23 protein-coding genes are annotated in these 24,475 nt (G+C 67.2%); 15 read left to right on the top strand and 8 right to left on the bottom strand.

Translation table 11 applies throughout. The features are described from left to right. Nucleotides 1-18 precede the first annotated feature (18 nt). Nucleotides 19-1,095, bottom strand: coding sequence for an NAD(P)H-dependent flavin oxidoreductase (locus QQL87_RS03030; RefSeq protein ID WP_284419466.1), 1,077 nt, complete (start codon nucleotides 1,093-1,095; stop codon nucleotides 19-21). Between the two features lie 306 nt (nucleotides 1,096-1,401). Between QQL87_RS03030 and QQL87_RS03025 the strand changes: the two genes are divergently transcribed. Beyond that, entirely contained in the window at nucleotides 1,402-2,346 is a 945-nt protein-coding gene (locus QQL87_RS03025; RefSeq protein ID WP_284419468.1) for a cyclase family protein, read from the top strand. A 41-nt stretch (nucleotides 2,347-2,387) separates the two neighbouring features. Here the strand turns inward: QQL87_RS03025 and QQL87_RS03020 are convergent, their stop codons facing one another. Beyond that, nucleotides 2,388-3,965 (bottom strand): ABC-F family ATP-binding cassette domain-containing protein, encoded by a 1,578-nt coding sequence (locus QQL87_RS03020; RefSeq protein ID WP_284419471.1) that lies wholly within the window; start codon nucleotides 3,963-3,965, stop codon nucleotides 2,388-2,390. Nucleotides 3,966-4,134: 169 nt separating this feature from the next. Here QQL87_RS03020 and ruvX point away from each other — a divergent pair, with 169 nt between their 5' ends. Together ruvX and QQL87_RS03010 are read left to right on the top strand one after the other, a co-directional pair. Further along, nucleotides 4,135-4,620: a Holliday junction resolvase RuvX gene (gene ruvX, locus QQL87_RS03015; RefSeq protein ID WP_284419473.1), complete on the top strand. Its 486-nt coding sequence runs from the start codon at nucleotides 4,135-4,137 to the stop codon at nucleotides 4,618-4,620. A 1-nt stretch (nucleotide 4,621) separates the two neighbouring features. Further along, nucleotides 4,622-5,551, top strand: a complete 930-nt coding sequence (locus tag QQL87_RS03010) for an AEC family transporter (RefSeq protein WP_284419475.1) — start codon at nucleotides 4,622-4,624, stop codon at nucleotides 5,549-5,551. 68 nt (nucleotides 5,552-5,619) lie between these two features. On the opposite strand, the gene QQL87_RS03005 is transcribed toward QQL87_RS03010, so the two are convergent. Together QQL87_RS03005 and QQL87_RS03000 are read right to left on the bottom strand one after the other, a co-directional pair. Then, nucleotides 5,620-6,426, bottom strand: a complete 807-nt coding sequence (locus QQL87_RS03005) for a CPBP family intramembrane glutamic endopeptidase (RefSeq protein WP_284419477.1) — start codon at nucleotides 6,424-6,426, stop codon at nucleotides 5,620-5,622. A 132-nt stretch (nucleotides 6,427-6,558) separates the two neighbouring features. Next, nucleotides 6,559-7,278 (bottom strand): M15 family metallopeptidase, encoded by a 720-nt coding sequence (locus QQL87_RS03000; protein ID WP_284419479.1) that lies wholly within the window; start codon nucleotides 7,276-7,278, stop codon nucleotides 6,559-6,561. A gap of 145 nt (nucleotides 7,279-7,423) precedes the next feature. On the opposite strand from QQL87_RS03000, the gene QQL87_RS02995 reads away from it, so the two are divergent. From QQL87_RS02995 to dprA, 5 genes are all read left to right on the top strand, one after another. Then, nucleotides 7,424-8,377 (top strand): aspartate carbamoyltransferase catalytic subunit, encoded by a 954-nt coding sequence (locus QQL87_RS02995; RefSeq protein ID WP_172114006.1) that lies wholly within the window; start codon nucleotides 7,424-7,426, stop codon nucleotides 8,375-8,377. A 22-nt stretch (nucleotides 8,378-8,399) separates the two neighbouring features. Continuing rightward, nucleotides 8,400-9,701 (top strand): dihydroorotase, encoded by a 1,302-nt coding sequence (locus tag QQL87_RS02990; RefSeq protein WP_284419482.1) that lies wholly within the window; start codon nucleotides 8,400-8,402, stop codon nucleotides 9,699-9,701. Nucleotides 9,702-9,731: 30 nt separating this feature from the next. Then, nucleotides 9,732-10,328 carry a glycerol-3-phosphate 1-O-acyltransferase PlsY gene (gene plsY, locus QQL87_RS02985; RefSeq protein ID WP_284419484.1) on the top strand — a complete coding sequence of 199 codons (597 nt, stop codon included), beginning with the start codon at nucleotides 9,732-9,734 and terminating at the stop codon, nucleotides 10,326-10,328. Between the two features lie 212 nt (nucleotides 10,329-10,540). After that, the gene (locus tag QQL87_RS02980; protein WP_284419487.1) at nucleotides 10,541-11,857 is read left to right on the top strand and encodes a patatin-like phospholipase family protein; all 1,317 of its coding nucleotides are present in this window, start codon (nucleotides 10,541-10,543) and stop codon (nucleotides 11,855-11,857) included. 63 nt (nucleotides 11,858-11,920) lie between these two features. Next, a complete protein-coding gene (dprA, locus tag QQL87_RS02975) occupies nucleotides 11,921-13,045 on the top strand; it encodes a DNA-processing protein DprA (protein ID WP_284419489.1) in 1,125 nt (374 codons plus the stop codon). An 8-nt stretch (nucleotides 13,046-13,053) separates the two neighbouring features. Here the strand turns inward: dprA and QQL87_RS02970 are convergent, their stop codons facing one another. Continuing rightward, nucleotides 13,054-13,416 (bottom strand): winged helix-turn-helix transcriptional regulator, encoded by a 363-nt coding sequence (locus tag QQL87_RS02970; protein ID WP_284419519.1) that lies wholly within the window; start codon nucleotides 13,414-13,416, stop codon nucleotides 13,054-13,056. Between the two features lie 133 nt (nucleotides 13,417-13,549). On the opposite strand from QQL87_RS02970, the gene QQL87_RS02965 reads away from it, so the two are divergent. Beyond that, complete coding sequence (locus tag QQL87_RS02965; RefSeq protein WP_284419491.1) at nucleotides 13,550-14,161, top strand: FMN-dependent NADH-azoreductase; 612 nt, start codon at nucleotides 13,550-13,552, stop codon at nucleotides 14,159-14,161. A 71-nt stretch (nucleotides 14,162-14,232) separates the two neighbouring features. On the opposite strand, the gene QQL87_RS02960 is transcribed toward QQL87_RS02965, so the two are convergent. Then, nucleotides 14,233-15,006: an SDR family NAD(P)-dependent oxidoreductase gene (locus QQL87_RS02960; protein ID WP_284419493.1), complete on the bottom strand. Its 774-nt coding sequence runs from the start codon at nucleotides 15,004-15,006 to the stop codon at nucleotides 14,233-14,235. Nucleotides 15,007-15,150: 144 nt separating this feature from the next. On the opposite strand from QQL87_RS02960, the gene QQL87_RS02955 reads away from it, so the two are divergent. Then, entirely contained in the window at nucleotides 15,151-15,594 is a 444-nt protein-coding gene (locus tag QQL87_RS02955) for a winged helix-turn-helix transcriptional regulator (RefSeq protein ID WP_284419495.1), read from the top strand. A gap of 20 nt (nucleotides 15,595-15,614) precedes the next feature. Here QQL87_RS02955 and QQL87_RS02950 read toward each other — a convergent pair whose 3' ends face one another. Continuing rightward, the gene (locus QQL87_RS02950) at nucleotides 15,615-15,824 is read right to left on the bottom strand and encodes a hypothetical protein (protein WP_284419497.1); all 210 of its coding nucleotides are present in this window, start codon (nucleotides 15,822-15,824) and stop codon (nucleotides 15,615-15,617) included. Nucleotides 15,825-16,048: 224 nt separating this feature from the next. Between QQL87_RS02950 and topA the strand changes: the two genes are divergently transcribed. Genes topA through QQL87_RS02930 form a run of 4 tightly spaced genes read left to right on the top strand, consistent with a single transcriptional unit; the run spans nucleotide 16,049 to nucleotide 22,406 of the window. Further along, nucleotides 16,049-18,793 carry a type I DNA topoisomerase gene (gene topA / locus QQL87_RS02945; protein ID WP_284419499.1) on the top strand — a complete coding sequence of 915 codons (2,745 nt, stop codon included), beginning with the start codon at nucleotides 16,049-16,051 and terminating at the stop codon, nucleotides 18,791-18,793. A 4-nt stretch (nucleotides 18,794-18,797) separates the two neighbouring features. After that, nucleotides 18,798-21,167 (top strand): ribonuclease R, encoded by a 2,370-nt coding sequence (rnr, locus tag QQL87_RS02940; protein WP_284419500.1) that lies wholly within the window; start codon nucleotides 18,798-18,800, stop codon nucleotides 21,165-21,167. Further along, the gene (locus QQL87_RS02935) at nucleotides 21,164-21,607 is read left to right on the top strand and encodes a DUF983 domain-containing protein (protein ID WP_284419501.1); all 444 of its coding nucleotides are present in this window, start codon (nucleotides 21,164-21,166) and stop codon (nucleotides 21,605-21,607) included. Before rnr ends, QQL87_RS02935 begins: the two co-directional genes overlap by 4 nt. A 40-nt stretch (nucleotides 21,608-21,647) precedes the next feature. Further along, a complete protein-coding gene (locus QQL87_RS02930; RefSeq protein WP_284419502.1) occupies nucleotides 21,648-22,406 on the top strand; it encodes an NUDIX hydrolase in 759 nt (252 codons plus the stop codon). A 34-nt stretch (nucleotides 22,407-22,440) separates the two neighbouring features. On the opposite strand, the gene QQL87_RS02925 is transcribed toward QQL87_RS02930, so the two are convergent. Continuing rightward, a complete protein-coding gene (locus QQL87_RS02925; protein ID WP_284419504.1) occupies nucleotides 22,441-22,821 on the bottom strand; it encodes a RidA family protein in 381 nt (126 codons plus the stop codon). Nucleotides 22,822-22,919: 98 nt separating this feature from the next. On the opposite strand from QQL87_RS02925, the gene QQL87_RS02920 reads away from it, so the two are divergent. After that, nucleotides 22,920-24,212: an amidohydrolase gene (locus QQL87_RS02920; protein ID WP_284419506.1), complete on the top strand. Its 1,293-nt coding sequence runs from the start codon at nucleotides 22,920-22,922 to the stop codon at nucleotides 24,210-24,212. Nucleotides 24,213-24,475: the final 263 nt, after the last annotated feature.

Raw genomic sequence — 24,475 nt, 5'->3', positions numbered from 1 at the left:
ACCGCCCTGCCCGCGGCGTCAGCCGGCCAGCTTCGCGAGGCGCTCCAGCGCCTGCTCGGCCAGCGTCCGCGTCAGCTCGGCTGCCGGCACCTCGCGTCCCAACGGCAGCGCCTGCCCGGCCCAGAGATTGGTGAAGTCGACCTTGCCCTGCTTCTCGGCTGCGGCCTTGAGCGGGCCGAGCGCCGTCGCCGCGTGCGGAAACGCCGGCGCATCCGGCGAGACCGGACCGACCTCGCGCATCACCCGGTTGGCGACGCCGCGGGCGAGCCGCCCGGTCATCACATTGGTGATGACGGTCGATTCGTCATTGGCGGCGGCGAGCGCGGCGCGCGCCGGCACGCTCACCTTGGATTCGGGACAGCGCAGAAAAGCGCTACCGATCTGCACGCCGGACGCACCGAGGGCGAACGCGGCGGCGATGCCGCGCGCATCGGCAATGCCGCCGGCCGCGATGACCGGCAGCTTCACGGCATCCACGATCTGCGGCACGAGGGCAAAGGTGCCGACCTGCTCGGCGAGCTTGTCGGTCAGGAACATGCCGCGGTGGCCGCCGGCCTCGGCGCCCTGCGCGATGATGACATCGGCGCCGTTCCGCTCCAGCCACACCGCCTCGCGCACGACGGTGGCCGACGCCATCACGATCGCGCCGGCCGCCTTCACGCGCGCGAGCAGTCCGGGCTCGGGGAGACCGAAATGGAAGCTGACGATCTCGGGCTTGAGCTCCTCGACGACGGCGCACATCGCCGCATCGAACGGCGCGCGGTTGGCGGCCGTGACCGGAGCCGCCGGGTCCACGCCATATTCCTGATAATAGCCGGCGAGCCGCTGCTTCCATCCGGCTTCGCGTGCCGCATCGGCCTCGACCGCGGCATGGCAGAAGAAGTTCAGGTTGATCGGGGCCGACACACGCTGGCGGATGATGTTGACCTGCTCGCGCGCCTTGTCCGCGGTCAGCATCGCACAGGGCAGCGAGCCGAGTCCGCCGCCTTGCGCGACCGCGATCACCAGATCGGCGTCCATCACACCCGCCATCGGGGCGAGGACGATCGGATGTTCGGTCTTGACGAGATCGAGAAACCGGCGATCAGGCCACATGGTCTGCTCCTTGGGCTTGCTTGTTCTTGGCGAGAGACGTGGCGATCACACTTGCATCCCGCATGCGAGCCCGACAATACCGCGGCGCGGCGGCGCGTGACAGTCGAGAGTCGCGGCAACGCGGAACGCAGGTCACGTATTCCGCCATGTGAGACCGCGCCTGCCCGGCAACATCTTCCGGTGCGACACACCGGCACAGTGCAACGCAAGATCGAAAAACAATTTGGCTCCGCTGCGCCCTCAGTTAGGATGCGGCGCTGGCCAGCGCGAAACACAACAAACGTCAAAAACGTCGGAGGAAATACAATGCGCAGCGCGCTCGTGTTGTGCTGTTCGATCGCCATGATCGGTGCGATCGGGACGGCAAATGCCCAGGACAAGCAGGACTGGACGAAATCGAAATGGGGCCCGCAGGACGAGATCGGCGCCGCCAACTACATGACGCCGGAACTCGTGGTCAAAGCCGCCTCGCTGGTGAAGACCGGCAAGACCTATCCGCTCGGCATGATCATCGATTCCAAGACGCCCGCCTACCCGCCGCGTTCGTTCAAGATCACCGTGGTGCAGCCGGGACAGGCCGGCATCCCCGGCCTGGGGCCCAACAAGGCGACATATAATGACGACATCATCGAGGGCTGGGTCGGCGTCGGCAGCCAGATCGACGGCCTCGGCCATCTCGGCATCGAGCACGTCTATTACAACGGCAATAAGCTGCTCGACTTCGCCGATCCGACCGGGCTGAAGAAGCTCGGCATCGAGAAGGTTCCGCCGCTGGTCGCGCGCGGGGTGCTGCTCGACATGGCCGCCTATTACAACACCGACGTGGTCAAGGAAGGCACCGCCTTCAACGTCACGGAGATCGAGGAGGCCGCCAAGAAACAAGGCGTCGAGATCCGCCAGGGCGACATCGTGATCTTCCACACCGGCTGGCTCGGCCTGATCGGCAAGGACGACAAGCGCTATGGCGCGGGTGAGCCCGGCCTCGGCGTCGAAGGCGCCAAATACCTGACCTCGAAGGGCGTGGTTGCGGTCGGCGCCGACAATTGGGCGGTGGAGGCGATCCCGTTCGAGTCGCCGAACCTGTTCGAGGTGCACCAGATCCTGCTGGCGATGAACGGGACCTACATCCTGGAGAACATGAACACGGCCGACCTCGCCAAGGACAAGGGCTACGAGTTCCTGTTCGTGCTGGGCCAGCCGCGCTGGCGCGGCGGCGTCCAGGGCAACATCAACCCGATCGCGATCCGCTAACGCTCGACCTGAGCGGGCACGGCATGGCGTGTCGTGCCCGCTCAGCCATTGACGACGAACTCCTGCGTGATCCCGATCGCGGCGAGAAACGACGGATCGTGGCTGACGACGAGCAGCGCGCCGTCGAAGTCGCGCAGCGCCTGCTCCAGGATCTCGATTGAAGCGATGTCGAGATGATTGGTCGGCTCGTCCAGCAGCAGGAGCCAGGGCGGCCGTTCGCCAGCAAAGACACAGGCCAGACCCGCGCGCAGCCGCTCGCCGCCGGAGAGCGTCTCCACCCGCTGCTCGGCGTCGCGGTTGCGGAACGCGAAGCGCGCGCAGGCGGCATGCGCCGCCTCGGCGGTCAGCGCCGGATGCAGGCGGCGGAAATTGCCGATGATGCTGTCGCTACGATCGAGCAGCGCGACGTGCTGGTCCAGCAGCGCGATCCGCCCGTCGGCGCGCCGGACCATCCCGGCCACCAGCGGAAGCGCGCCGATCGCAGCCCTCAGCAGCGTCGTCTTGCCGGCGCCATTCCGCCCGGCGATCGCGATCCGCTGACGGCCCCTGACGTGCAGCGTCCATGGACCGAACCTCCTGTCGCCTGCACTCACGACCACATCGTCCATCGCGAGCAGCTCAGTGCCGGCGCCAAGCCCCGTCGGCGGCAGGACCATCGACAGAGGCGTCAACACCTCCACGTTCCGCCGCGCTTGATCGGCCTGCTCGCTCGCCTCCGCCATCATCCGCTCGGCAAGCCGCTGCGCGCGTCCACCGCTGTTCTCAGCGCGCTCGGCGCGCGCGCCGAGCAGGATCTTCGGCGCCGAGCCGCGCGCGGCGAAAGCACGCCCGGCCTTGTCCTTGCGCGCCTTGGCTTCGCGCTGGCGCTGCACGGCGCGGCCGACGTCGCGCAAGCGGGCATCGGCGTGGTCCAGCGCAGCGGCCGCCCGCGCCCGCGCGTCATCCCGCGCCTTTGCGAACATCGACCAGCCGCCGCCGACGATATGGACCCCGACCAGGGTCAGTTCGACGATCCGGTCCATCATCTCCAGCAGCGCGCGGTCGTGGCTGGCGACCAGCACGCCACCGCGCCAGCTCTGCACGAGCCGGCCGATCGCGGCGCGGCCGACGGCATCGAGATTGTTGGTGGGCTCGTCGAGCAGCAGCAGGTCGGGCGCCTCGATCAGCAGCCGTGCGATGCCGATCCGCGTCCGCTCGCCACCGCTGAGCGACTCGATCGAACGATCGAGTCCGATGTCCCCCAGCCCGGCCTCGATGAGCGCGTCCTCGACCCGGCCGGGCAGGCTCCAATCGGCGCGCGCGAGATCCTCGTCATGGCCGTTCCCGGCAACGATCCGGTCGATGATTGCGAGATCATTTGAGATGCCGAGCGCCTCATCCACGCGCAGCGCGGGGTCCCATTGCTGCGCCAGCAGACCGAGCGTCCCGCTTCGCGTCACCATTCCAGCGGCCGGCTCCGATGTACCGGCGACGATCCGCAGCAGGCTCGACTTGCCGGAGCCGTTGCGGCCGACCAGACCGACGCGCTCGGCGCCAATGGACAGCGTGAGATTGTCGAACAGACGATGGTGGTCAGGAGTGGCGGCGGCGACCGCGTCGAGCGTCACGAAGGAGGGCATGAGCAACCGTGATGGCAGAGGACACAAAGCGGCGGGCAATGTTGGTCCTGCGATCCACGGCACCCCTCCTGTTCACGGGTCGACACGACATATAGGACGATTGCAGCGCAACGACAACTCGTGCGCAGCCCTGCTGGCCCGGCAGATGCGCCCATGCTAAGCGGCGCGCATGCCCGCTCCCATCCTCCCCCTCATCGACGCCGCTGGCCTTTGGCCCGAGCGCGGCGCGCTCATAGGCCTCGACCTGGGCACCAAGACCATCGGCGTCGCCGTCTCCGATCCGGACCGCAAGCTCGCCACCGGCGTCGAGACCATCCAGCGCAAGGCCTTCAAGGCCGATGCGGCGCGTCTGCTCGCGATATCAGCCGAGCGCAAGGTGGTCGGTTTCGTGCTCGGCCTGCCGATCAACATGGACGCCAGCGAGGGTCCGCGGGCGCAATCGACCCGGGCGTTCGCGCGCAATCTTGCGAACCTGACGGCACTGCCGATCGGACTGTGGGACGAGCGGCTGTCGACGGCGGCGGTCGAGCGCGAGCTGATCGGCCTGGACGTCAGCCGCGCCCGGCGCGCCGAGGTGATCGACACCCATGCGGCGATCTTCATCCTGCAGGGCGCGCTCGACCGGCTGACGACGCTACGCCGATCCGGCCAATAGCATGGGCGCCGTCTTTGCAGCGCTGGCGCCGGTGTTCCTGCTGATCGTGATCGGCTTCGGCCTGCGCCGCAGCCTCATCCGGCTCGACACGCAATGGCACGGGCTGGAGCGGCTCACTTATTATGTGCTGTTTCCGGCGCTGCTGGTGCAGAGCCTGGTCAAGGCGGACCTCGCCAAGGTGCCCGTGGCCGGCGTCGGCGGCGCGCTCTTGCTTGCCGCGCTCGTGATGTCCCTCCTCTGCCTTGCCTTGCGACCGCTGCTCACACGTTCCGGCGTCGATGGCCCCGCCTTCACGTCGATCTTCCAGGGCGCGACCCGCTGGCAGACCTATGTCGCGCTCAGCGTTGCAGGCAGCCTGTTCGGCCCGAGCGGCCTCGCGGCGGCCTCGGTCGGAATGATCGCGATCATTCCGATGGTCAACGTCCTCAGCGTCGCTGTCCTTGCCCATTATGCCTCGCCCACGCGGCGGTCGACCGGCGAGATCATCGCCACGATCGTCCGCAATCCACTGATCTGGGCCTGCGTCGTCGGGCTTGTCCTCAACGTTGCGCATGTGCAGCCGCCAAAGCTCTGGCACGATGTCGCCGATGCGCTCGCGCAGGCCTCGTTGCCGATCGGCCTGCTGGTCACGGGTGCGGGTCTGCACTTCGAAGGCTTGCGCCGCGCGGGACCGGCCGCGGCCCTCGGCGTGCTGCTCAAGCTGGTGCTGATGCCGATCCTGGCGATCGGTCTCGCGGGATGGTTCGGCGTCACCGGCCCGAACCTCGTGGTGGTCTCGATCTGCGCCGCGGTGCCGACCTCGCCGAGCGCCTATGTGCTGGCCAAGCAGATGGGCGGCGATGCGCCGCTGCTGGCACAGATAATCTCGCTGCAGACGGTGCTGGCGGCGCTGACGATGCCGGTCTTCATCGCGCTGGTCGCTGCCGGCTAGGACATCCCGGCGATCCAAACGAAGCAATAGAGATGAGGTGATCAGCGACAGGCGCGCGGATTTCCCGCTTAGCTGTTTCCGGCGGCGAGCCACATCGTCTGCACCGTGGCGGCGAGGTTGTTCAGGCCGTGCAGCACGATGGTCAGCCCGGTGGAATGGCTGACCGAGCGCAGATAGCCGAACCACAGGCCGAGCGCGAACACCTCCAGGAAGAAGTACCAGTCATATTGGAGATGCATCGCGGTCCAGACCAGAGAGGACAGGATGATCGCGCCGGGCACCCGCAAAAACGAATCCGACCAGCCGCGATAGAGAAAGCCGCGGGCGAACAATTCCTCCGACAGCGGCGCGGCGACGCAGAACGCGATCACCATCAGCCAGACCGTGCCGTCGCCCTTGGCCGTCTTCAAGACATCCAGCATGAAGCCCGGCGAGATCTCGCGCCCCGTGGCGCGCGACATCAGGTCCCACGCAACGACGATCACGATCATCCCGACGATGCCGATGCCGACATACTTCCACGAGGTCCAGCGCAGGCCGAGATACTCGGCGAACGGCGTGCGGGTATGGCGGACGGCAAAGTAGACCGCGAGCAGCACGGCCGGCAGTCCCATGATCACCGACAGCGACAAGGTCAGTCCGCGGCTCGCGATGTGGACCAGCGCGCTTGCGTCGACCGGCCCTTCATGGACGAGCATGAAATAGCCGACCACGGCGGCCTGGCCGGCGAACAGCGCGATGAAGATCACGAAGCCCCACAGCGCGGTCCACCAGAACCCGAGCGTACGCGGCTGATGCTGCGCGGGCCCGATCTGCTGCGGCAGATTCGCGGGATCGAGGGAATCGACGACGGCGGCTTCGGAAGACTGGGTCAAGGCAGGGCACGCTCCAGCAAGGTACAGATATCGGCGGGATCGAGATCGATGGCACCACGCCCGGCGAAGACCTGGTTGAAGACCTGGGTCTCGAACGATGGCTGGGTCATGGCCGTGCCCTGCAGGGATCGATCATCGGCGCGGCCGAATGGGAAAATCATAGGTGGTCGTGGCAGCGCCCGGCAGCGAAAAGTGCCACCACTCCTTGGCATAGTTCACAAACCCTTGCCGCGCCATGGCGGTCACGAGTGTCTCACGCCAGCGTCGCTGCTCGGGTGTGAGGTCCTTGGCGGCGGTATGCGCCTTCACGTCGGAACAATCATAGCCGGTTCCCATGTCGACACTGCCCTCGGGCGCGCGCCGCGCCGCCGGCGCCGTGCAATCGGCGTAGTCCTTGGCCGGATCGAACACCACGCCATCGGCCTTGAGCTCCACCAATGTCAGATCGAGCGCCGCTCCGCTGGAATGGCTGGAGCGTGCGGCGATGTAGCCGAGCCGGAACAGATCCGACTTGGCGATGCGCGGATTGTAGCGGCGGCTGTCCGCGCTCTCCGCACCATCCTGCGACCACGCCAGCATGTCCACGACCGCGCGCGCGGGCCGGTAGCAGTCGAGCATCTTCAGCGACAGGCCGCGCGGCCGCAGCTCGGCCTGAACCGCCTTCAGCCGCCGCGCGATGTCCCGCGTCACGATGCATTCGGCGGCCTCGTAGCCCCGCAACGGACGGCCGACAAAATTGTTGGCGCCGGCATAGCGGATGTCCTGCACGATCGTCGGATCGAGGTCGCGCAGGTTGACGAAATCGGCCGGCAGCGGCTCGGCCCAGGCCGGCGCAATACCGGCCAGCAGCATCACGGCGGAACGGAGCAGGCCTCCGATAGCGGCCGACCGCCACCGCACGGATTTGCGAGCGCCCAAAGACGGAACGGGGGATAACTCGGAACCCCGGCTTTGGGCCTTGCTCCCCGCGGAAACCGCCCCTATAGCTCTGGCTTTAATGGCAACCTCACCGAAATCGACTTTCGTCCTCGGGCACCGGCATTTGCTGGGAATCGAGGGCCTTTCCGCCCATGACATCACCGGTCTCCTCGACCTGTCCGAGGAGTATGTCGAACTGAATCGTCAGGTCGACAAGAAGCGCACCGTGCTGCGCGGCCGGACCCAGGTCAACCTGTTCTTCGAGGCCTCGACGCGGACCCAGTCCTCGTTCGAGCTTGCCGGCAAGCGGCTCGGCGCCGACGTCATGAACATGTCGGTGTCGTCCTCGTCCATCAAGAAGGGCGAGACCCTGATCGACACCGCGGTCACGCTCAACGCGATGCATCCCGACATCCTGGTGGTCCGCCACCACGCGTCAGGCGCGGTGGAACTGCTGGCCCGCAAGGTCGACGGCTCTGTGATCAATGCCGGCGATGGCGCGCACGAGCACCCGACCCAGGCGCTGCTCGACGCGCTGACGATCCGCCGCAACAAGGGCCGTCTCGAGGGCCTGGTCATCGCGATCTGCGGCGACGTGCTGCATTCGCGCGTGGCGCGCTCCAACATCCTGCTCTTGAACACGATGGGCGCGCGCGTCCGCGTCGTCGCGCCCTCCACCCTGCTGCCACCTGGCATCGAGCGCATGGGCGTCGAGGTCGCGCGCGACATGCGCGAGGGCCTCAACGGCGCCGACATCGTGATGATGCTGCGGCTGCAGCGCGAGCGCATGAACGGCTCGTTCGTGCCGTCGTCGTCGGAGTATTTCCAGTATTTCGGCCTCGACCAGAAGAAGCTCGCCTACGCCAAGCCAGATGCGCTGGTGATGCATCCAGGGCCGATGAATCGCGGCGTCGAGATCGACTCCATCGTCGCCGACGGTGCGCAATCGCTGATCCGGGAACAGGTCGAAATGGGTGTTGCCGTGCGCATGGCCGTGCTCGAAGCGCTGGCCCGCAACCTGCCCAACGCGTGAACAGAACTCGGGACGAAACGCCATGCTGACCGATCGCCGCCCGATCCTGCTCGCCAATGCGCGCGTGATCGATCCCTCCCGCGACATCGACGGTCCCGGTGACGTGCTGATCGCCGATGGCGTGATCCGCGATCTCAAGCGCGGCATCGGCGCCGCCGGTGTTCCCGAGGGAACCGATGTCGTCAACTGCGCCGGCAAGATCGTGGCGCCCGGCCTGATCGACATGTGCGCCTTCGTCGGCGAGCCGGGCCTCGGCCATCGCGAGACCTTTGCCAGCGCCAGCCAGGCCGCCGCCACCGGCGGCATCACCACCATCATCTGCCAGCCCGGCACCGAGCCGGTCATCGACAATTCGGCGACCGTCGACTTCGTGCTGCGGCGGTCGCGCGACACGGCGATCGTCAACATCCACCCGATGGCGGCGCTGACCAAGGGCCTGCGCGGCGAGGAGATGACCGAGATCGGCCTGCTGCGCGCGGCCGGCGCGGTGGCCTTCTCCAACGGCCACACCAGCGTGATGAACGCGCAGGTGATGCGCCGGGCGCTGACCTATGCCCGCGACTTCGACGCGCTGATCGTGCATCACACCGAGGACCCGCAACTCGTCGGCGAAGGCGTCATGAATGAAGGCGAGTTCGCCTCGCGCCTCGGCCTGGAGGGAATTCCGCCCGCGGCGGAGGCCGTCGTGCTCGAGCGCGACATGCGTCTCGTGGCGCTCAGCCGGGGGCGGTACCACGCCGCGGCGCTGAGCTCGGTCGACTCGCTCGACGTGCTCAAGCGCGCCCGCGATGCGGGCCTTTCGGTGAGCGCTGCGGTCTCGATCAACCATGTCACCCTGAACGAGAACGACATCGGCCCCTACCGCACCTTCCTGAAGCTGACGCCGCCGTTGCGCACCGAGGTCGACCGCCGCGCGCTGGTCGAGGCGCTGGCCTCCGGGCTGATCGACGTCATCATGTCCGATCACAATCCGCAGGACGTCGAGGTCAAGCGGCTGCCGTTCGCGGAAGCCGCCAGCGGCGCGGTCGGTCTGGAGACAATGCTCTCGGCATCGCTGCGGCTCGTGCACAGCGGCGAGCTCAGCTGGACGACGCTGATCCGCGCGATGTCGACCCGCCCGGCGGAACTGCTCGGCCTGCCCGGCGGCACCTTGCGGGCCGGCGCGCCCGCCGACATCATCGTGATCGATCCGGACGTGCCCTGGATTCTCGATCCGGCCGACCTCAAATCGCTGTGCAAGAACACGCCGTTCGACGAGGCCCGCTTCACCGGACGCGTCGTCCGCACCATCGTCGGCGGCCGCACCGTGTTCGAACATGTCTGACGCACGGCAGACCGCGGAAGGAGTAGAGTGATGGGATCCGAAGCCTTCCTGCCCGTCGCCCTCATCATCGGCTATCTCCTGGGCTCCATCCCGTTCGGCCTGATCCTGACCAAGCTCGCCGGCACGCAGGATCTGCGCAGCATCGGCTCCGGCAATATCGGCGCCACCAACGTGCTGCGCACCGGACGCAAGGGGCTCGCGGCGGCCACCCTGCTCGGTGATGCGCTCAAGGGTACGACGGCCGTGATCATCGCCGGATATTTCGGTGGCCCGAACGCCGCGATGATCGCCGGTCTCGGCGCCTTCCTCGGACATCTATTCCCGGTGTGGCTGAAGTTCCGCGGCGGCAAAGGCGTCGCGGTCTACATCGGTATTCTGATCGGCCTGTTCTGGCCCGGTGCGATCTTCTTCTGCCTCGTCTGGCTCGCCACCGCCTTCGCGCTCCGCTACTCATCACTCGCTGCACTCGTCGCGAGCGTGCTGACTCCGATCGTGCTGTGGGCTTTCGGCCACACCGTGCTGGCTGCCTTATTTGCGCTGCTCACCTTGTTGCTCATTTACATGCATCGCGAAAACATCAAGCGATTGCAGGCCGGCACCGAGAGCAGGATCGGCGCGAAGAAGTAATAACTCCGGGCAAATACGGAGAATGTGTGTTGCGAGCAGTAATCACAGAGGCGGCGCGGCAACACACCTGTTTGATCAGCTGATAAGTCAGCGCGAGACTCTGGCGTGAATCATGATTGCCTGTCATGATTCCGGCATCTGATTACGCAAGACCAATTCAAGCGGCTCGTTGCACAGGCGATGTCCGCACTGATGAGGAGTCGGCGCAGCAAATGTCCACACCGGTCCGCTCAAGCGCCAGCGCCCTCCTCTCCGCGGCTCAGATCTGGTCGACGGATGATCCGTTCGTCGCCACCCATCAGGCCGTTGAACCGACGCCTGCCGCGGTGCCGGCCGTGAGTCCAGCCGCAGCTGAAGATTCGATCACAGAGAGCATGGTGGCGGCACCGGCGAGCACGCCGGCCGAAGGCGTCGCCGCCGTGATCGACATGATCACCGCTGGGCTTGCCGAGCCGAAGCCGGCCGACGCGCCGGAGCGGTCGCTCGCCGAGACGATCGCCAGCGCCACCCTGCCGCCGCCGCCGCGGATGTGGCCGCCGCGCAAGCTGTCGCTGGCGCTGCAGGGCGGCGGAACCTTCTCGGCCTTCACCTGGGGCGTGCTCGACCGTCTGCTCGAAGAGCCGGCCTGCGATTTCGATACGATCAGCGGCGCCAGCGCCGGCGCCATCAACGCCGCGCTGCTCGCGAGCGGACTCGCCCATGGCGGCCGCGACGAAGCGCGCAATCGGCTCGCGCTGTTCTGGACCCGGCTGATGGAAGAGGCCTCGTTCCGCTCGCTGATGATGATCGGCGCCTTCTCGCCGGCGAGCAGCGCGGTGTCGTTCGGCGCGGGCCTGCGCGGCGGTCGCGCCGACCCGCTCGATCTCGATCCGCTGCGGGACAGGCTTGCGGAGACGATCGATTTCGACGCCGTGCAGAGCGCGGGCGCGCCCCGCCTGCTGATTTCGGCAACCCGGGTCCGCGACGGCCGTCCGCAGATCTTCCGCAATGGTGAGATCACGCCGGACGTGCTGCTCGCCTCGACCTGCCCGGCCCAGCTGCACGCCGCCGTCGACATCGGCGACGACGCCTATTGGGACGGCGGCTACGTCGCCAATCCGCCCCTGATCCAGATCGCGCACGACTCCAGCGCGGCCGATCTGCTGGTGGTCCAGGTCACGCCGACGCGGGATGGCTACGTGCCCGTGACCTCCGCCGCGATCGACCGCCGCCTCGACCAGGTCGCCGCCAATGCTGTTCTGAACGCCGAGCTTGCGGCGCTCGAATGGGCACGCAGCGACGGCCTGCATCCGCCCCGGGTGCACCGGCTGGCCGCCGAGGACGAGATCGACGCGCTGGCGCAGCGCGACGCCACCGATCTCGGCAGCGACTTCATCGCGATGTTGCATCAGCGCGGACGCGATGCAGCCGACCGCTGGCTGCGCGATGCGCCTGCCGGCACGACGCTGACCATCCAGGACGAGCAGCAGCCCGCGGAGGCTTCTCCCATCGCCACTCCGGCAGACATGCGCGACGTAGCGCCGGCGTAGCGCGCCCTCTTCCCTGCGCCCTCGGGTTGTTCCATGCTGGCCCCCTCTGCGAGGGGGTTTTGCGTGGACGCCATCAACACGACGATCGAGCTGAGCGAGACCGAACGGCGCGACCGGCTGCGCCTGATCCGCTCCGACAATATAGGACCGCGCACCTTCCGGGCGCTGCTCGACCAGTTCGGCACCGCGCGCATCGCGCTCGACCGGCTGCCGGATCTGGCCCGTCGCGGCGGCGCCGCCGCAGCCGGCCGGATCTGCACGTCCGACGAGGCCGAGGCCGAGTTCGACGCCTGCGAACGACAGGGCGTGCAGCTGCGGGCACCGGAGGAGGATGGCTATCCACCACGCCTCGCCACCTGCGAGGACGCGCCGCCCTTGCTTGCCATCCGCGGCGCCCGGGACACCCTGATGCGCCCGATGATCGCCATCGTCGGGTCGCGCAATGCCTCAGCGGCGGGGCTGAAGTTCGCAGGCGTGCTCGCCCATGAGCTCGGCCAGGCCGGCTTCGTCATCATCTCCGGTCTGGCGCGCGGCATCGATCAGGCCGCCCACCGGACGAGCATTGCGAGCGGCACCGTCGCGGTGCTCGCCGGCGGCCACGACCGGATCTATCCGCCCGAGCATGTCCCCCTGCTCGGCGCCATCATCGCCGGCAATGGCGCCGCGATCTCGGAAATGCCGCTGGGACATGAGCCGCGCGCCCGCGATTTTCCCCGCCGCAACCGGCTGATCTCCGGCGCTTCGCTCGGCGTGGTCGTGGTCGAGGCCGCGCATAAATCGGGCTCCCTGATCACCGCCCGCATGGCCGGCGAGCAGGGCCGCGAGGTGTTCGCCGTGCCGGGCTCGCCGCTCGATCCGCGCTCGGCCGGCACCAACGATCTGATCAAGCAGGGCGCCACCCTGGTGACCGAAGCGGCCGACATCATCCAGGCGGTCGGCCCGATCCTGGATCGGCCACTGCCCTTGTCGCTGCGTGAGCCGGAACCGGAAGAGGAGCTGTTCGCGCCCGATCCCGAGAACCACGATCGCGCCCAGATCGCCGCGCTGCTCGGCCCGACGCCGGTCTCGATCGACGACCTGATCCGGATTAGCGGCCTCTCACCCGCGGTGCTGCGCATGGTGCTGCTGGAGCTCGAGCTCGCCGGCCGGCTGGAACGGCACGGCGGCGGGATGGTATCGCTGCTGTAGCGTCGGCCTCAACCGGCGTCCCGTCGCGCATCGAAGCGCGAGCGCGCCTGCTCGATCCGCTCGCGGTGCTGGATCGCCCATTGCCCAAGCGCCTGAACCGGCTGCGACAGGCCGCGGCCGAGATCGGTCAATTCATAATCCACGCGTGGCGGAATGGTCGGGAACACCGTCCGCGTGACCAGCCCGTCGCGTTCGAGACCGCGCAGGGTCAAGGTCAGCATCCGCTGCGAGATGCCTCCCACCAGGCGCTTCAGCTCGTTGAAGCGCTTCGGCCCGTCCTGCAGCATCATGATGACGAACACGCTCCATTTGTCGCCGACGCGCGCCAGGATCGCAGCCACGCCCCGGCAATCATTGTGCTCCGGCTGCATTGGAAGGTCGGGATCATCACTGTTCTCAAGTGTCACGTCTGTGCCCGGGTTTCAAAAATGTGCGTTCTTGTGGGGTTACAGCACAGTCACTCATAGTGCGCCAGTTACAAACCAATACCAAGGTGACTGACCCATGACCCAACTCCTTCACATCGACTCCAGCGTGCTCGGCCCCAACTCCGTCAGCCGTCAGGTCTCCGCCGCGATCGTCGGCCGCTTCCGCCAGGTCACGCCGGGGCTGGAGGTGACCTACCGGGACGTCGCCGCCGAGCCGCTGTCGCACCTCTCCGGAACGCACGTTGCCATTGCCTACGGAGCGCCTGTCGACGATCCCTCACTGAAGGCTGAGGTCGCCGCCGGACAGGCCGTGCTCGAGGAATTCCTGGCCGCCGATATCGTCGTGATCGGCGCCCCCATGTACAACTTCTCCATCCCGAGCCAGCTCAAGGCCTGGATCGACCGCATCGCCGTCAGGGGCAAGACCTTTACCTATGGCCCGAACGGCCCGCAGGGGCTCGCCGGCGGCAAGCGCGTCATCGTCGCCGTCTCGCGCGGCGGCCACTACGGCGTGGACACGCCGATGGCGGCATTCGAACACCTGGAGACTTATTTGCGCAGTGTCTTCAGCTTCATCGGCGTCACGGATCTCGAATTCATCGCCGCGGACGGCGTCCAGATCGGCCCTGAGCAACGCGAGCAGGCACTGGCAAATGCGATTCAGACCGCAAGCGGCCTTGCCGCTTAGGTCCCGCGGTGGCTGCAGCTCGCAGCCACCGCCTTCCAATGCGCAGACCCCGACCCCGCGGAACCGGCCGGCTATCCCCGATAGATCGGCGCACCGGCCGGCGAGCTGGTGGCGCCGCCGTCGACGAACAGCTCCTGGCCCTGGATGTGCGCGGCGTCGTCCGATGCCAGGAACAGCACCGTGCTCGCGATGTGCTCGGGCTCGCCGATATGGCCGAGCGGCGTCGTCGCGGCAATCCGGGCCTCGAACGCCTTCTCTGCATCCGGCGTCGCGAGGGCCGCACCCCAGATCGGCGTCCGGATGGCGCCGGGCGCGACCACGTTGACGCGGATGCCGCGCGGCGACAGCTCGGACGCCAGCACCCGCGCCATCGCACGCACGCCCGCCTTGCTCGCGGCGTAGGCCGAATAGCCGGGATTGCCGAGCACCGAGATCACCGAGCCGTTGAGGATGATGGAGGCGCCCTTGCGGAGATGAAGCAGCGCCGCCTGTACGGTGAAGAACACGCCGGTCAGGTTGGTGCGGATCACCTGCTCGAACACCTCCGGCTTGGTTGCTCCAGCCGGCGTCGCGCCGGGAATGCCGGCATTGGCGAACAGGATGTCGAGCTGGCCGAAGCGCTCGGCTGCGCGCGCGACCGCAGCTTCCGTGGCGGCGATGTCGGTGGCATCGGCCACCAGGGCCAGCGCGTTCGGCCCGAGCTCCCGCGCCGCAGCTTCGAGCCGTCTCGCATCGCGCCCGGTGATGGCCACCGATGCGCCTTCCGCGACGAAGCGGCGCGCGGTCGCAAGTCCGATGCCGCTGCTGCCGCCGGTAATCAGTGCCGTCTTGTTTGAAAGCCTCACATCCATCTCCATATAGTTTCATCATGAAACCACATGGACGACTTAAGCGGGTCGGTTCTATAACGCAACCACACAAGCACGTGACCGCCGCGGGCCGCTACCGGCCGGAGCGGCGCGCGCCGTGATGGGACGAAGGACGATGTGATGGTCAAACGTACCAGTCTCGCAGGCGCCCCCTGCCCGATCGCCCGGTCGCTGGACGCGATTGGCGATTGGTGGTCCCTGCTCATCATCCGCGACGCGTTTCTCGGCGTCCGCCGGTTCAGCGCGTTTCAGCGCAGCCTCGGGATGGCGAAGAACATTCTCACGGTGCGTCTGCGCGCGCTCGTCGATCGCGGCATTCTCGCCACCGAGCCGGCCTCCGATGGCAGCCCCTATCGCGACTACGTGCTGACGCCGAAAGGCCGCGGCCTGTTTCCGATCCTGGTCGCGCTGCGCCAATGGAGCGAGGAATTCGACGAGCACCCCGAGGAGATCGCGACCGTGCTGGTGGATCGCGCCCAACACAGGCCGGTGCGCAAGCTGCTTCTCTGCGCCGACGACGGCACGCCACTGGCGCCGGAAGCGACCACCCTGGCGCCGCGCTAGGCGCGCCTGTCAACCGAGGGTCAGCAGAGCCTGCGCCGGCTGCGCAGCCTGAGATGCTCCTCGGCCTCCAGACTGGCCATGCGCAGGAGATAGTCGAGCATGTCGAGATTGTGGCGCTGCGCCAGTTGCGACAGGCTGGCCGTCACCTCGGCGATCAGCGCGGCAGCGGCGTCAGCATCCTCCACCGTCACCTCAACGTCCGGGTCGTGTTTGTCCGCTGCCTTGGCCAACAACTGTATCCAACGTCGGGACTTTGACGAAAAACATCATAAAAGGAGCGCGGTTCCCATAGCGCTTCCTACAACCTGATAGGTACTTCGCCGAAGTAACGCAATCAGCTTTCAACATCCCTCGATTTGACAGGAACCGCCTCACCACCCATGTTCGGATCAACGAGGCGTGCGCGAATCCCGCGAAACCAGCTTCAATCCTTCCACTAAGTCATTGGAAATACATGAACATCGTCATCGTGGAGTCGCCTGCCAAGGCCAAGACGATCAATAAGTATCTGGGCTCCTCCTATGAGGTTCTGGCCTCGTTCGGCCATGTCCGTGACCTTCCGGCCAAGAATGGTTCCGTCGATCCGGACGAAAATTTCCGGATGATCTGGGAGGTCGACCCCAAGGCGGCCGGCCGACTCAACGACATCGCCAAGTCTTTGAAGGGTGCGGACCGCCTGATTCTCGCCACCGACCCGGATCGCGAGGGTGAGGCAATCTCGTGGCACGTGCTGGAGGTGTTGAAGGAGAAGCGCGCGCTCAAGGATCAGAAGATCGAGCGCGTGGTCTTCAACGCCATCACCAAGCAGGCCGTTTCGGAGGCGATGAAGCATCCGCGCCAGATCGACGGCGCGCTGGTCGACGCCTATATGGCGCGCCGCGCACTCGATTACCTCGTCGGCTTCACGCTCTCCCCCGTGCTATGGCGCAAGCTGCCGGGCGCCCGCTCGGCCGGCCGCGTGCAGTCGGTCGCGCTGCGGCTGGTGTGTGATCGCGAGCTCGAGATCGAGAAGTTCGTCGCCCGCGAATACTGGTCGCTGGTCGCAACCCTGGCGACGCCCCGCGGCGACACCTTCGAGGCGCGCCTCGTCGGCGCCGACGGCAAGAAGATCCAGCGGCTCGACATCGGCACCGGAGCGGAAGCCGAGGATTTCAAGACCGCGCTGAACGCCGCGACCTTCACGGTTGCGACCGTTGATGCCAAGCCGGCGCGGCGCAATCCGCAGGCGCCCTTCACGACCTCCACCCTGCAGCAGGAGGCGAGCCGCAAGCTCGGCTTCGCGCCGGCGCACACCATGCGCATCGCGCAGCGTCTCTATGAAGGCATCGACATCGGCGGCGAGACCACCGGTCTCATTACCTATATGCGAACCGACGGCGTGCAGATCGACGGCTCGGCCATCACCCAGGCGCGCAAGGTGATCGGCGAGATCTACGGCAACAAATATGTGCCGGAGAGCCCGCGCCAGTACCAGACCAAGGCCAAGAACGCCCAGGAGGCGCACGAGGCGATCCGCCCGACCGACCTGTCGCGCAAGCCGGCCGATCTGCGCAAGCGGCTCGATGACGACCAGGCCAAACTCTATGAGCTGATCTGGACCCGCACGATCGCGAGCCAGATGGAATCGGCCGAGCTCGAGCGCACCACGGTCGACATCACGGCCAAGGCGGGCGCGCGCACCCTGGAGCTGCGCGCCACCGGCCAGGTCATCAAGTTCGACGGCTTCCTCGCGCTCTATCAGGAAGGCCGCGACGACGAGGAGGACGAGGATAGCCGCCGGCTGCCGCAGATGAGCCCGAACGAGGCGCTGAAGCGCCAGAACCTCGCGGTGACCCAGCACTTCACCGAGCCGCCGCCGCGTTTCTCCGAGGCGTCGCTGGTCAAGCGCATGGAGGAGCTCGGCATCGGCCGGCCCTCGACCTACGCCTCGATCCTCGATGTGCTGAAAGCCCGCGGCTATGTGAAGCTGGAGAAGAAGCGGCTGCATGGCGAGGACAAGGGCCGCGTCGTGATCGCGTTCCTGGAGAACTTCTTCCGGCGTTACGTCGAATACGATTTCACGGCGGATCTGGAGGAGCAGCTCGACCGCATCTCCAACAACGAGATCGCCTGGCAGCAGGTGCTGAGGGATTTCTGGACCGGCTTCATCGGTGCCGTCGACGACATCAAGGATCTGCGCGTCGCGCAGGTGCTGGACGCGCTCGACGAGATGCTCGGCCCGCACATCTATCCGCCGCGCGCGGACGGCGGCGACGTCCGGCAGTGCCCGACCTGCGGCACCGGGCGTCTGAACCTGAAGGCCGGCAAGTTCGGCGCCTTCGTCGGCTGCTCAAACTATCCTGAGTGCCGCTACACCCGTCCGCTCGCCGCCGACAGCGAAGCCGCGGCCGATCGCATTCTGGGCCAGGATCCCGATTCGGGCCTCGACGTTGCGGTCAAGGCGGGCCGGTTCGGGCCCTACATCCAGCTCGGCGAGCAGAAGGACTACGCCGAGGGCGAGAAGCCGAAGCGTGCGGGCATCCCGAAGGGCACACAGCCGTCGGACGTCGATCTCGAGCTGGCGCTCAAGCTGCTGTCGCTGCCGCGTGAGATCGGCAAGCACCCGGAGAGCGGCCTCCCGATCACGGCCGGTCTCGGCCGCTTCGGGCCGTTCGTGAAGCACGACAAGACCTATGCGAGCCTGGAGGCCGGCGACGAGGTGTTCGACATCGGCCTCAACCGCGCCGTCACGCTGATTGCCGAGAAGATTGCCAAGGGGCCGAGCAAGCGCTTCGGCGCCGATCCGGGCAAGGCGCTCGGCGACCATCCGTCGCTCGGCGCGGTCGCCGTCAAGGCCGGCCGCTATGGCGCCTATGTCACCGCGGGTGGCGTCAACGCCACCATTCCCGGCGACAAGGAGAAGGACACGATCACCTTGGCCGAGGCGATCGCCCTGCTCGACGAGCGCGCCGCCAAGGGCGGCGGCAAGGCGAAAGGCAAGGCGGCGAAGCCGGCCAAGAAAGCGGCCAAGCCCAAGGCTGGCGGCGATGACGACTCGCCGAAGCCAGCCAAGAAGGCCGTGGTCAAGAAGGCCGCGGCCAAGCCGAAATCAGACTCCACCAGCAAGGCGCGTGCGCCCGTCGCCAAGGCCGCCAAGACCTCGGCCAAGCCTGCGGCGAAGCCACCCGCCAAGAAGAGCGCCGGCAAGGCCCGCGGATGAGAAAATGACCCAAAAGAGCGACATCGGCTTCCCTCCGCGGGAGGCCATCGTCGCCTTCATCCGCGCCAATCCGGGCAAGGTTGGCACCAAGGACATCGCCCGCGCCTTCGGCCTGAAGAATGCCGACCGGGTCGCGCTCAAGCAGCTGCTGCGCGAGCTCGTCGCCGACGGCACCGTCAAGAAGAGCGGCCGCAAGAAGATCGTCGAGCCCGCGACCCTGCCGGCCACGCTGGTGGCCGACATCACCGGCCGCGACAGCGACGGCGAGCTGATCGCGAGGCCTGCCGAATGGGACGAGGCCGAGCAGTCCGAGCCGCCCCGGATCCGCATCTATGCGCATCGCCTCGCCAAGCCGGGCGCCACCGCCGGCGTCGGCGATCGCGCTTTGCTCCGCGTCGAGCCGATCAAGGACGACGACGGCGTCGCCTATCGCGGCCGTGTGCTCAAGGTGCTCGACCAGGCGCGCAACCGCGTGCTCGGCATTTTCAAGACGAGCCCCAATGGCGGCGGGCGCCTGATTCCGGTCGACAAGAAGCAGGCGGGACGGGAGCTTGCGATCGCGCCCGGCGACACCAGGGACGCCAAGGACGGCGACCTCATCAGCGTCGACCTGCTGCGCGGCCGCGGCTACGGCCTGCCCGCCGGCCGCGTGAAGGAGCGCTACGGCTCGGTCGCGACCGAGAAGGCGATCAGCCTGATCGCGATCCACGCCCACGAGATCCCGATGGACTTCTCGGCCGCAGCGATCGCCGAGGCCGAGGCCGCGCAGCCCGCGACCTTGAAGGGCCGCGAGGATTGGCGCGACCTGCCGCTGGTCACGATCGATCCGCCCGACGCCAAGGACCATGACGACGCGGTTCATGCCGAGCCGGATCCCGATCCGAGCAATGTCGGCGGCTTCATTCTCCACGTCGCGATCGCCGACGTCGCCTACTACGTGCGGCCGGGATCGGCGCTCGATCGCGACGCGCTGATCCGCGGCAATTCGGTGTACTTCCCCGACCGCGTCGTGCCGATGCTGCCGGAGCGAATCTCGAACAATCTCTGCTCGCTCGTGCCGGGCGAAGCGCGCGGCGCGCTTGCCGTGCGCATGGTGATCGGCGCCGACGGCCGCAAGCGCTCGCACTCGTTCCACCGCGTGCTGATGCGCTCCGCCGCAAAACTGTCCTATGCGCAGGCGCAGGCCGCGATCGACGGCAAGCCGGACGACACCACGGGTCCCCTGCTCGAGCCGATCCTGAAGCCGCTCTATGCGGCCTATGAGGTCGCCAAGCGCGGCCGCGACGCACGTGACCCGCTCGACCTCGACATTCCCGAGCGCAAGATCCTGCTCAAGAAAGACGGCACCGTCGATCGCGTCGTCGTGCCCGAACGCTTGGACGCCCACAGACTGATCGAGGAGTTCATGATCTCGGCCAACGTGGCCGCGGCCGAGCTCCTGGAGAAAAAGGCGCTGCCGCTGATCTACCGCGTGCATGACGAGCCGACGGTGGAGAAGATCCATGCGCTGCAGGAGTTCTTGAAGACGCTCGACGTGCCCTTCGCCAAATCAGGCGCGCTGCGGCCGTCGCTGTTCAACCGCGTGCTCACTTTGGTGGCCGGCCAGGACTACGAGCATCTCGTCAACGAGGTGGTGCTGCGCTCGCAGGCGCAGGCGGAATATTCGACCGACAATTACGGACATTTCGGCCTGAACCTGCGCCGCTACGCGCATTTCACTTCGCCGATCCGCCGCTACGCCGACCTCGTCGTGCATCGTGGCCTGTTGCGCGCGCTGGGCCTGGGCGACGGCGCCCTGCCCGACAGCGAGACGCCGGACCATCTCGCCGAGGTCGCGGCGCAGATCTCGGTCACCGAGCGGCGCGCGATGAAGGCCGAGCGCGAGACCGCCGACCGGCTGATCGCCCATCACCTCGCCGACCGCGTCGGCGCCACCTTCCAGGGCCGCATCTCCGGCGTCACCCGGGCAGGTCTCTTCATCAAGCTCGACGACACCGGTGCGGACGGCCTGGTTCCGATCCGCACCCTCGGCACGGAATATTTCGACTATGACGAGACGCGCCATGCGCTGATCGGCCAGCGCAGCGGTGCCATGCATCGGCTGGGTGACGTCGTCGACGTGCGTCTGGTAGAAGCTCAACCGGTGGCCGGCGCGCTGCGCTTCGAACTGCTGACGCAGGCCGACGTGCTGGTGTCGCGTCACCCGCGCGGCGCCGGGCCGAGGCGCAAGAGCACCGTCAAGGCGAAATCGTCGAAGCCGGGCAGGTCCGAGCCCCGGCCGAAGCGTAAGGAAAAAAGCCCCAAGAAAAATCAAAAGGCAGGGGCAAAACGCAAGCCCGGCACATCGAAGAAAGGCAGATCATGGACGCCATGAGTTCAACGCCCCGCGCATTGCCGCAAACCTGGACACGTGACGCTGGCGCCGCCGAGAAGCGCGACGTCTGGACGGCGATGAAGCGCGGGCTGCGCGGCCGCTGCCCGCGCTGCGGCGAAGGCAGGCTGTTCCGCGCCTTCCTGAAGGTCGCGGATCATTGCGACCATTGCGGCCAGGATTTTTCCGGCCACCGCGCCGATGATCTTCCCGCCTATCTCGTCATCGTCATCGTCGGCCATATCATCGTGCCGCTGGTGCTCTCGGTCGAGACCAACTACGCGCCGCCGGTAGCGCTGCAGCTCGCGATCTATCTGCCGGTCACATTGATCTCGTCGCTCGCGCTGCTGCAGCCGGTCAAGGGCGCCGTGGTCGGGCTGCAATGGGCGTTCCGCATGCACGGCTTCGACGAGCATCCGGTGGAAGGCATTCCGCCGGTATGAGCGACCAGATTCTCAACTAATAAGAAAAAGCGGGGAGGACATGAGCGACACGGCACAGGCGACGGGCGCACCGGCGGGCAAGCCCGCCGAGAAGGAAGCGGACCACCACCCCTACACCAAGCCGCGCGATGCCGCGACCCTGATCCTGGTTGATCGCAGCAGCGCGGTGCCGAAGGTGCTGGTCGGCAAGCGCCACGACAAGGTCGTGTTCATGCCCGGCAAGTTCGTCTTCCCCGGCGGCCGCGTCGACAAGACTGATCACCGCATTCCGGTCGCCGCTCCCATGCCCGCCGAGCTCGAAGCCAACCTGTTCAAGGGCAAGCCGCAGACGACGGCGTCGCGCGCAAAGTCGCTGGCCGTCGCCGCGATCCGCGAGGCCTGCGAGGAAACCGGTCTCTGCCTCGGACGCAAGGTCGACGGCCCCGCCCCCAAGCTCGATGGGCCCTGGGCACCATTTTCTGAAGCCGGTCTGCTGCCCGATCCCTCCGGTCTCTATTTGATCGCCCGCGCCATCACCCCGCCCGGCCGCATCAAGCGCTTCGACACCCGCTTCTTCACGGCAGACGCCTCCGCCATCACGCATCGCGTCGACGGCGTCATCCACGCCGATGCCGAGCTGGTCGAGCTGGTCTGGGTCGAGCTCGGCTCAAAACCGCTGGCCGATTTGCATCCGATGACCCGGAACGTCCTCAACGAACTCGACCGCCGCCTCGCCACCGGCCCCCTGCGCCACGACGCAGCCGTGCCGTTCTTCCACTTCTACGGCGGCAAGATGCAGAAGGACGTGCTGGGCGGGTGAGGCCACGGCTCACGACGCCCGACCGCCGCGATGCTCAGTCGTGAACGATGGCGGTGACCTCGATTTCGACCCGGGCCGTCTCGGGCGTGAGGCCCGCGACCTTCACCAGCGTGCTCGCGGGCCGCACCGCCCCGAAGGCCACGCTATGCGCCCGGGCCACCGCGTCGGTGTCTGCCATGTCGGTCACGTAGACCACCGTCCGCACCACGTGCCGAAGATCCGCCCCGGCCTGCTGCAAGGCGCCGGCGATGATGCCCATCGCGCTCGTTGCCTGGCCGAAGGCATCGCTGTCCAGATCGATACCGCGCGCAGTCGTCCCCGAGACGAAGACCTGGTTGCCGACCCTCACCGCCCGCGCATAGCCGTAGGTCTCCTCGAATGGATAGCCTGAGGAGATGTTGAGCCTCTCTGACAAGCCAGTGCTCCTTGCAAGCCGCGAAGATGCCGAAAGACGTGCTGGGCGGCAAAGCCGATGGGTCGTAGAGTAGGCCACAGTTGTTGTGGAGCCAATCCATGAAGCAGTCGCTCGGGCTTCTGTTCGCGTCGGCCACGCTGATCGCGCTGGCCGCGCCCCCGGCTCATGCCGAGCTCGACGTCGCAGCCTTGAAATCCACGATCGCAGCCTCGCTCGAACGCGACTACCCCGCGCTCGATGAGCTCTACAAGGATCTGCACGCCCATCCGGAGCTGGCGTTCCAGGAGGTCGAGACGGCGGCGAAGCTCGCCGAGCAGATGCGCGGGCTCGGCTTCGAGGTGACGGAGAAGGTCGGCAAGACCGGGCTCGTCGCGCTCTACCGCAATGGCGACGGCCCGACGGTCATGGTGCGCACCGAGCTCGATGCGCTGCCGATGGAGGAGAAGACCGGCCTGCCCTATGCGAGCCACGACAAGGCCAACTGGAACGGACGCGAGACCTTCGTCGCGCATGGTTGCGGCCACGACGTGCACATGGCGAGCTGGGTCGGCACGGCGAAGACGCTGGTCAGCCTGAAGGATAAGTGGAAGGGCACGCTGATGTTCGTCGCGCAGCCGGCGCAGGAAGAGGTCGCGGGCGCGAAGGCGATGCTTGCCGATGGGCTGTTCACCCGCTTCCCGAAACCCGATGTCGGCTTCGCCCTCCACACCGGCGGCTTCGCGCATGGTGAGGTGACGTATCGGGCCGGCGTCGGTTCACCGAGCATGGATGCCCTGTCCATCCACTTCGACGACGGCGTCCATGACAACCCGTTGATGATGGCGGGACGCTTCCTTGTCGACCTACAGAGCATGATCAGCCGCGAGAAGGACCCAACCGAGCCCGGCGTCCTCGTCGGAGCGATCCGCGGCGGCACCGCCAGCGAGAGCCTGCAGAAGGCGTTGGTCGTGCCCCTCACCATCAGGAGCTTCAGGCCGGAGGCCCGCGCCAAGATGCTGGAGGAGATCGAACGAACCGCCAAGGCCGGCGCTCCGTCGCCCGGTATCGAGTTGGAGCAGCGCACGGATGCCGTGATCAACGATGACGCGGTCGTCGCGGCGGCCGAGCCGGTGCTGAAGGCGGCGTTCGGCGACAGGTTGACGAGATCGCCGCCGAGCACCGAAGGTGACGACTACTCGGAGTACGTCAAGGCCGGCGTGCCGTCGATGGTCTTCAGCATCGGCGTCCATGATCCGGAGCGCGTCGCGGCTGCACGTCATGACGGTCCGCGGCTGCCGCCGAACCACTCGCAACGGTTTGCGCCGGTGCCGAGGCCGACCATCGAGACTGGCATCACCGCGATGACGCTCGCCGTGCTCTCCGCCTTTGACGCCCGGGCCAACGGCCATTGACGGTCTCATCATGAAAGGCTCGGCGAAGCTCGCAATGAGAGGCGCAGCCTGGCAACCGCCAAAAGTGTCGTCCCGGACAAGCCGCGACGCGCGTAGCGCGACGCGGCGCCGATCCGGGACCCATACCCTGCGGCGGGCGTGATGCGCAAAAATGCCAATTGCCACCCTGCCTCGAACTGCTCCCTGGGGGTATGGGTCCCGGCGTTCGCCCATAGGCGCTAAAATAGACTTGCGGCGAAGAATCAGTTGTGATTCCAACATGG

The sequence above is a fragment of the Bradyrhizobium sp. SSBR45G genome, from assembly GCF_030159255.1.
GTDB lineage: Bacteria > Pseudomonadota > Alphaproteobacteria > Rhizobiales > Xanthobacteraceae > Bradyrhizobium.
Note: the sequence above shows the minus strand (reverse complement) of the source record. Positions and strands in the feature narration are given on the sequence as shown.

Coding starts and splice junctions, on each gene's coding strand:
- QQL87_RS03020 (WP_284419471.1), bottom strand. CDS start 3,965: ATGCCCTCCTTCGTGACGCTCGACGCGGTCGCCGCCGCCACTCCTGAC.
- QQL87_RS02990 (WP_284419482.1), top strand. CDS start 8,400: ATGCTGACCGATCGCCGCCCGATCCTGCTCGCCAATGCGCGCGTGATC.
- QQL87_RS03010 (WP_284419475.1), top strand. CDS start 4,622: ATGGGCGCCGTCTTTGCAGCGCTGGCGCCGGTGTTCCTGCTGATCGTG.
- ruvX (WP_284419473.1), top strand. CDS start 4,135: ATGCCCGCTCCCATCCTCCCCCTCATCGACGCCGCTGGCCTTTGGCCC.
- QQL87_RS02970 (WP_284419519.1), bottom strand. CDS start 13,416: ATGCAGCCGGAGCACAATGATTGCCGGGGCGTGGCTGCGATCCTGGCG.
- rnr (WP_284419500.1), top strand. CDS start 18,798: ATGACCCAAAAGAGCGACATCGGCTTCCCTCCGCGGGAGGCCATCGTC.
- QQL87_RS02965 (WP_284419491.1), top strand. CDS start 13,550: ATGACCCAACTCCTTCACATCGACTCCAGCGTGCTCGGCCCCAACTCC.
- topA (WP_284419499.1), top strand. CDS start 16,049: ATGAACATCGTCATCGTGGAGTCGCCTGCCAAGGCCAAGACGATCAAT.
- QQL87_RS03025 (WP_284419468.1), top strand. CDS start 1,402: ATGCGCAGCGCGCTCGTGTTGTGCTGTTCGATCGCCATGATCGGTGCG.
- QQL87_RS03030 (WP_284419466.1), bottom strand. CDS start 1,095: ATGTGGCCTGATCGCCGGTTTCTCGATCTCGTCAAGACCGAACATCCG.
- QQL87_RS02980 (WP_284419487.1), top strand. CDS start 10,541: ATGTCCACACCGGTCCGCTCAAGCGCCAGCGCCCTCCTCTCCGCGGCT.
- QQL87_RS02920 (WP_284419506.1), top strand. CDS start 22,920: ATGAAGCAGTCGCTCGGGCTTCTGTTCGCGTCGGCCACGCTGATCGCG.
- QQL87_RS02930 (WP_284419502.1), top strand. CDS start 21,648: ATGAGCGACACGGCACAGGCGACGGGCGCACCGGCGGGCAAGCCCGCC.
- QQL87_RS02995 (WP_172114006.1), top strand. CDS start 7,424: ATGGCAACCTCACCGAAATCGACTTTCGTCCTCGGGCACCGGCATTTG.
- plsY (WP_284419484.1), top strand. CDS start 9,732: ATGGGATCCGAAGCCTTCCTGCCCGTCGCCCTCATCATCGGCTATCTC.
- QQL87_RS02935 (WP_284419501.1), top strand. CDS start 21,164: ATGAGTTCAACGCCCCGCGCATTGCCGCAAACCTGGACACGTGACGCT.
- QQL87_RS03000 (WP_284419479.1), bottom strand. CDS start 7,278: ATGCTGCTGGCCGGTATTGCGCCGGCCTGGGCCGAGCCGCTGCCGGCC.
- QQL87_RS02955 (WP_284419495.1), top strand. CDS start 15,151: ATGGTCAAACGTACCAGTCTCGCAGGCGCCCCCTGCCCGATCGCCCGG.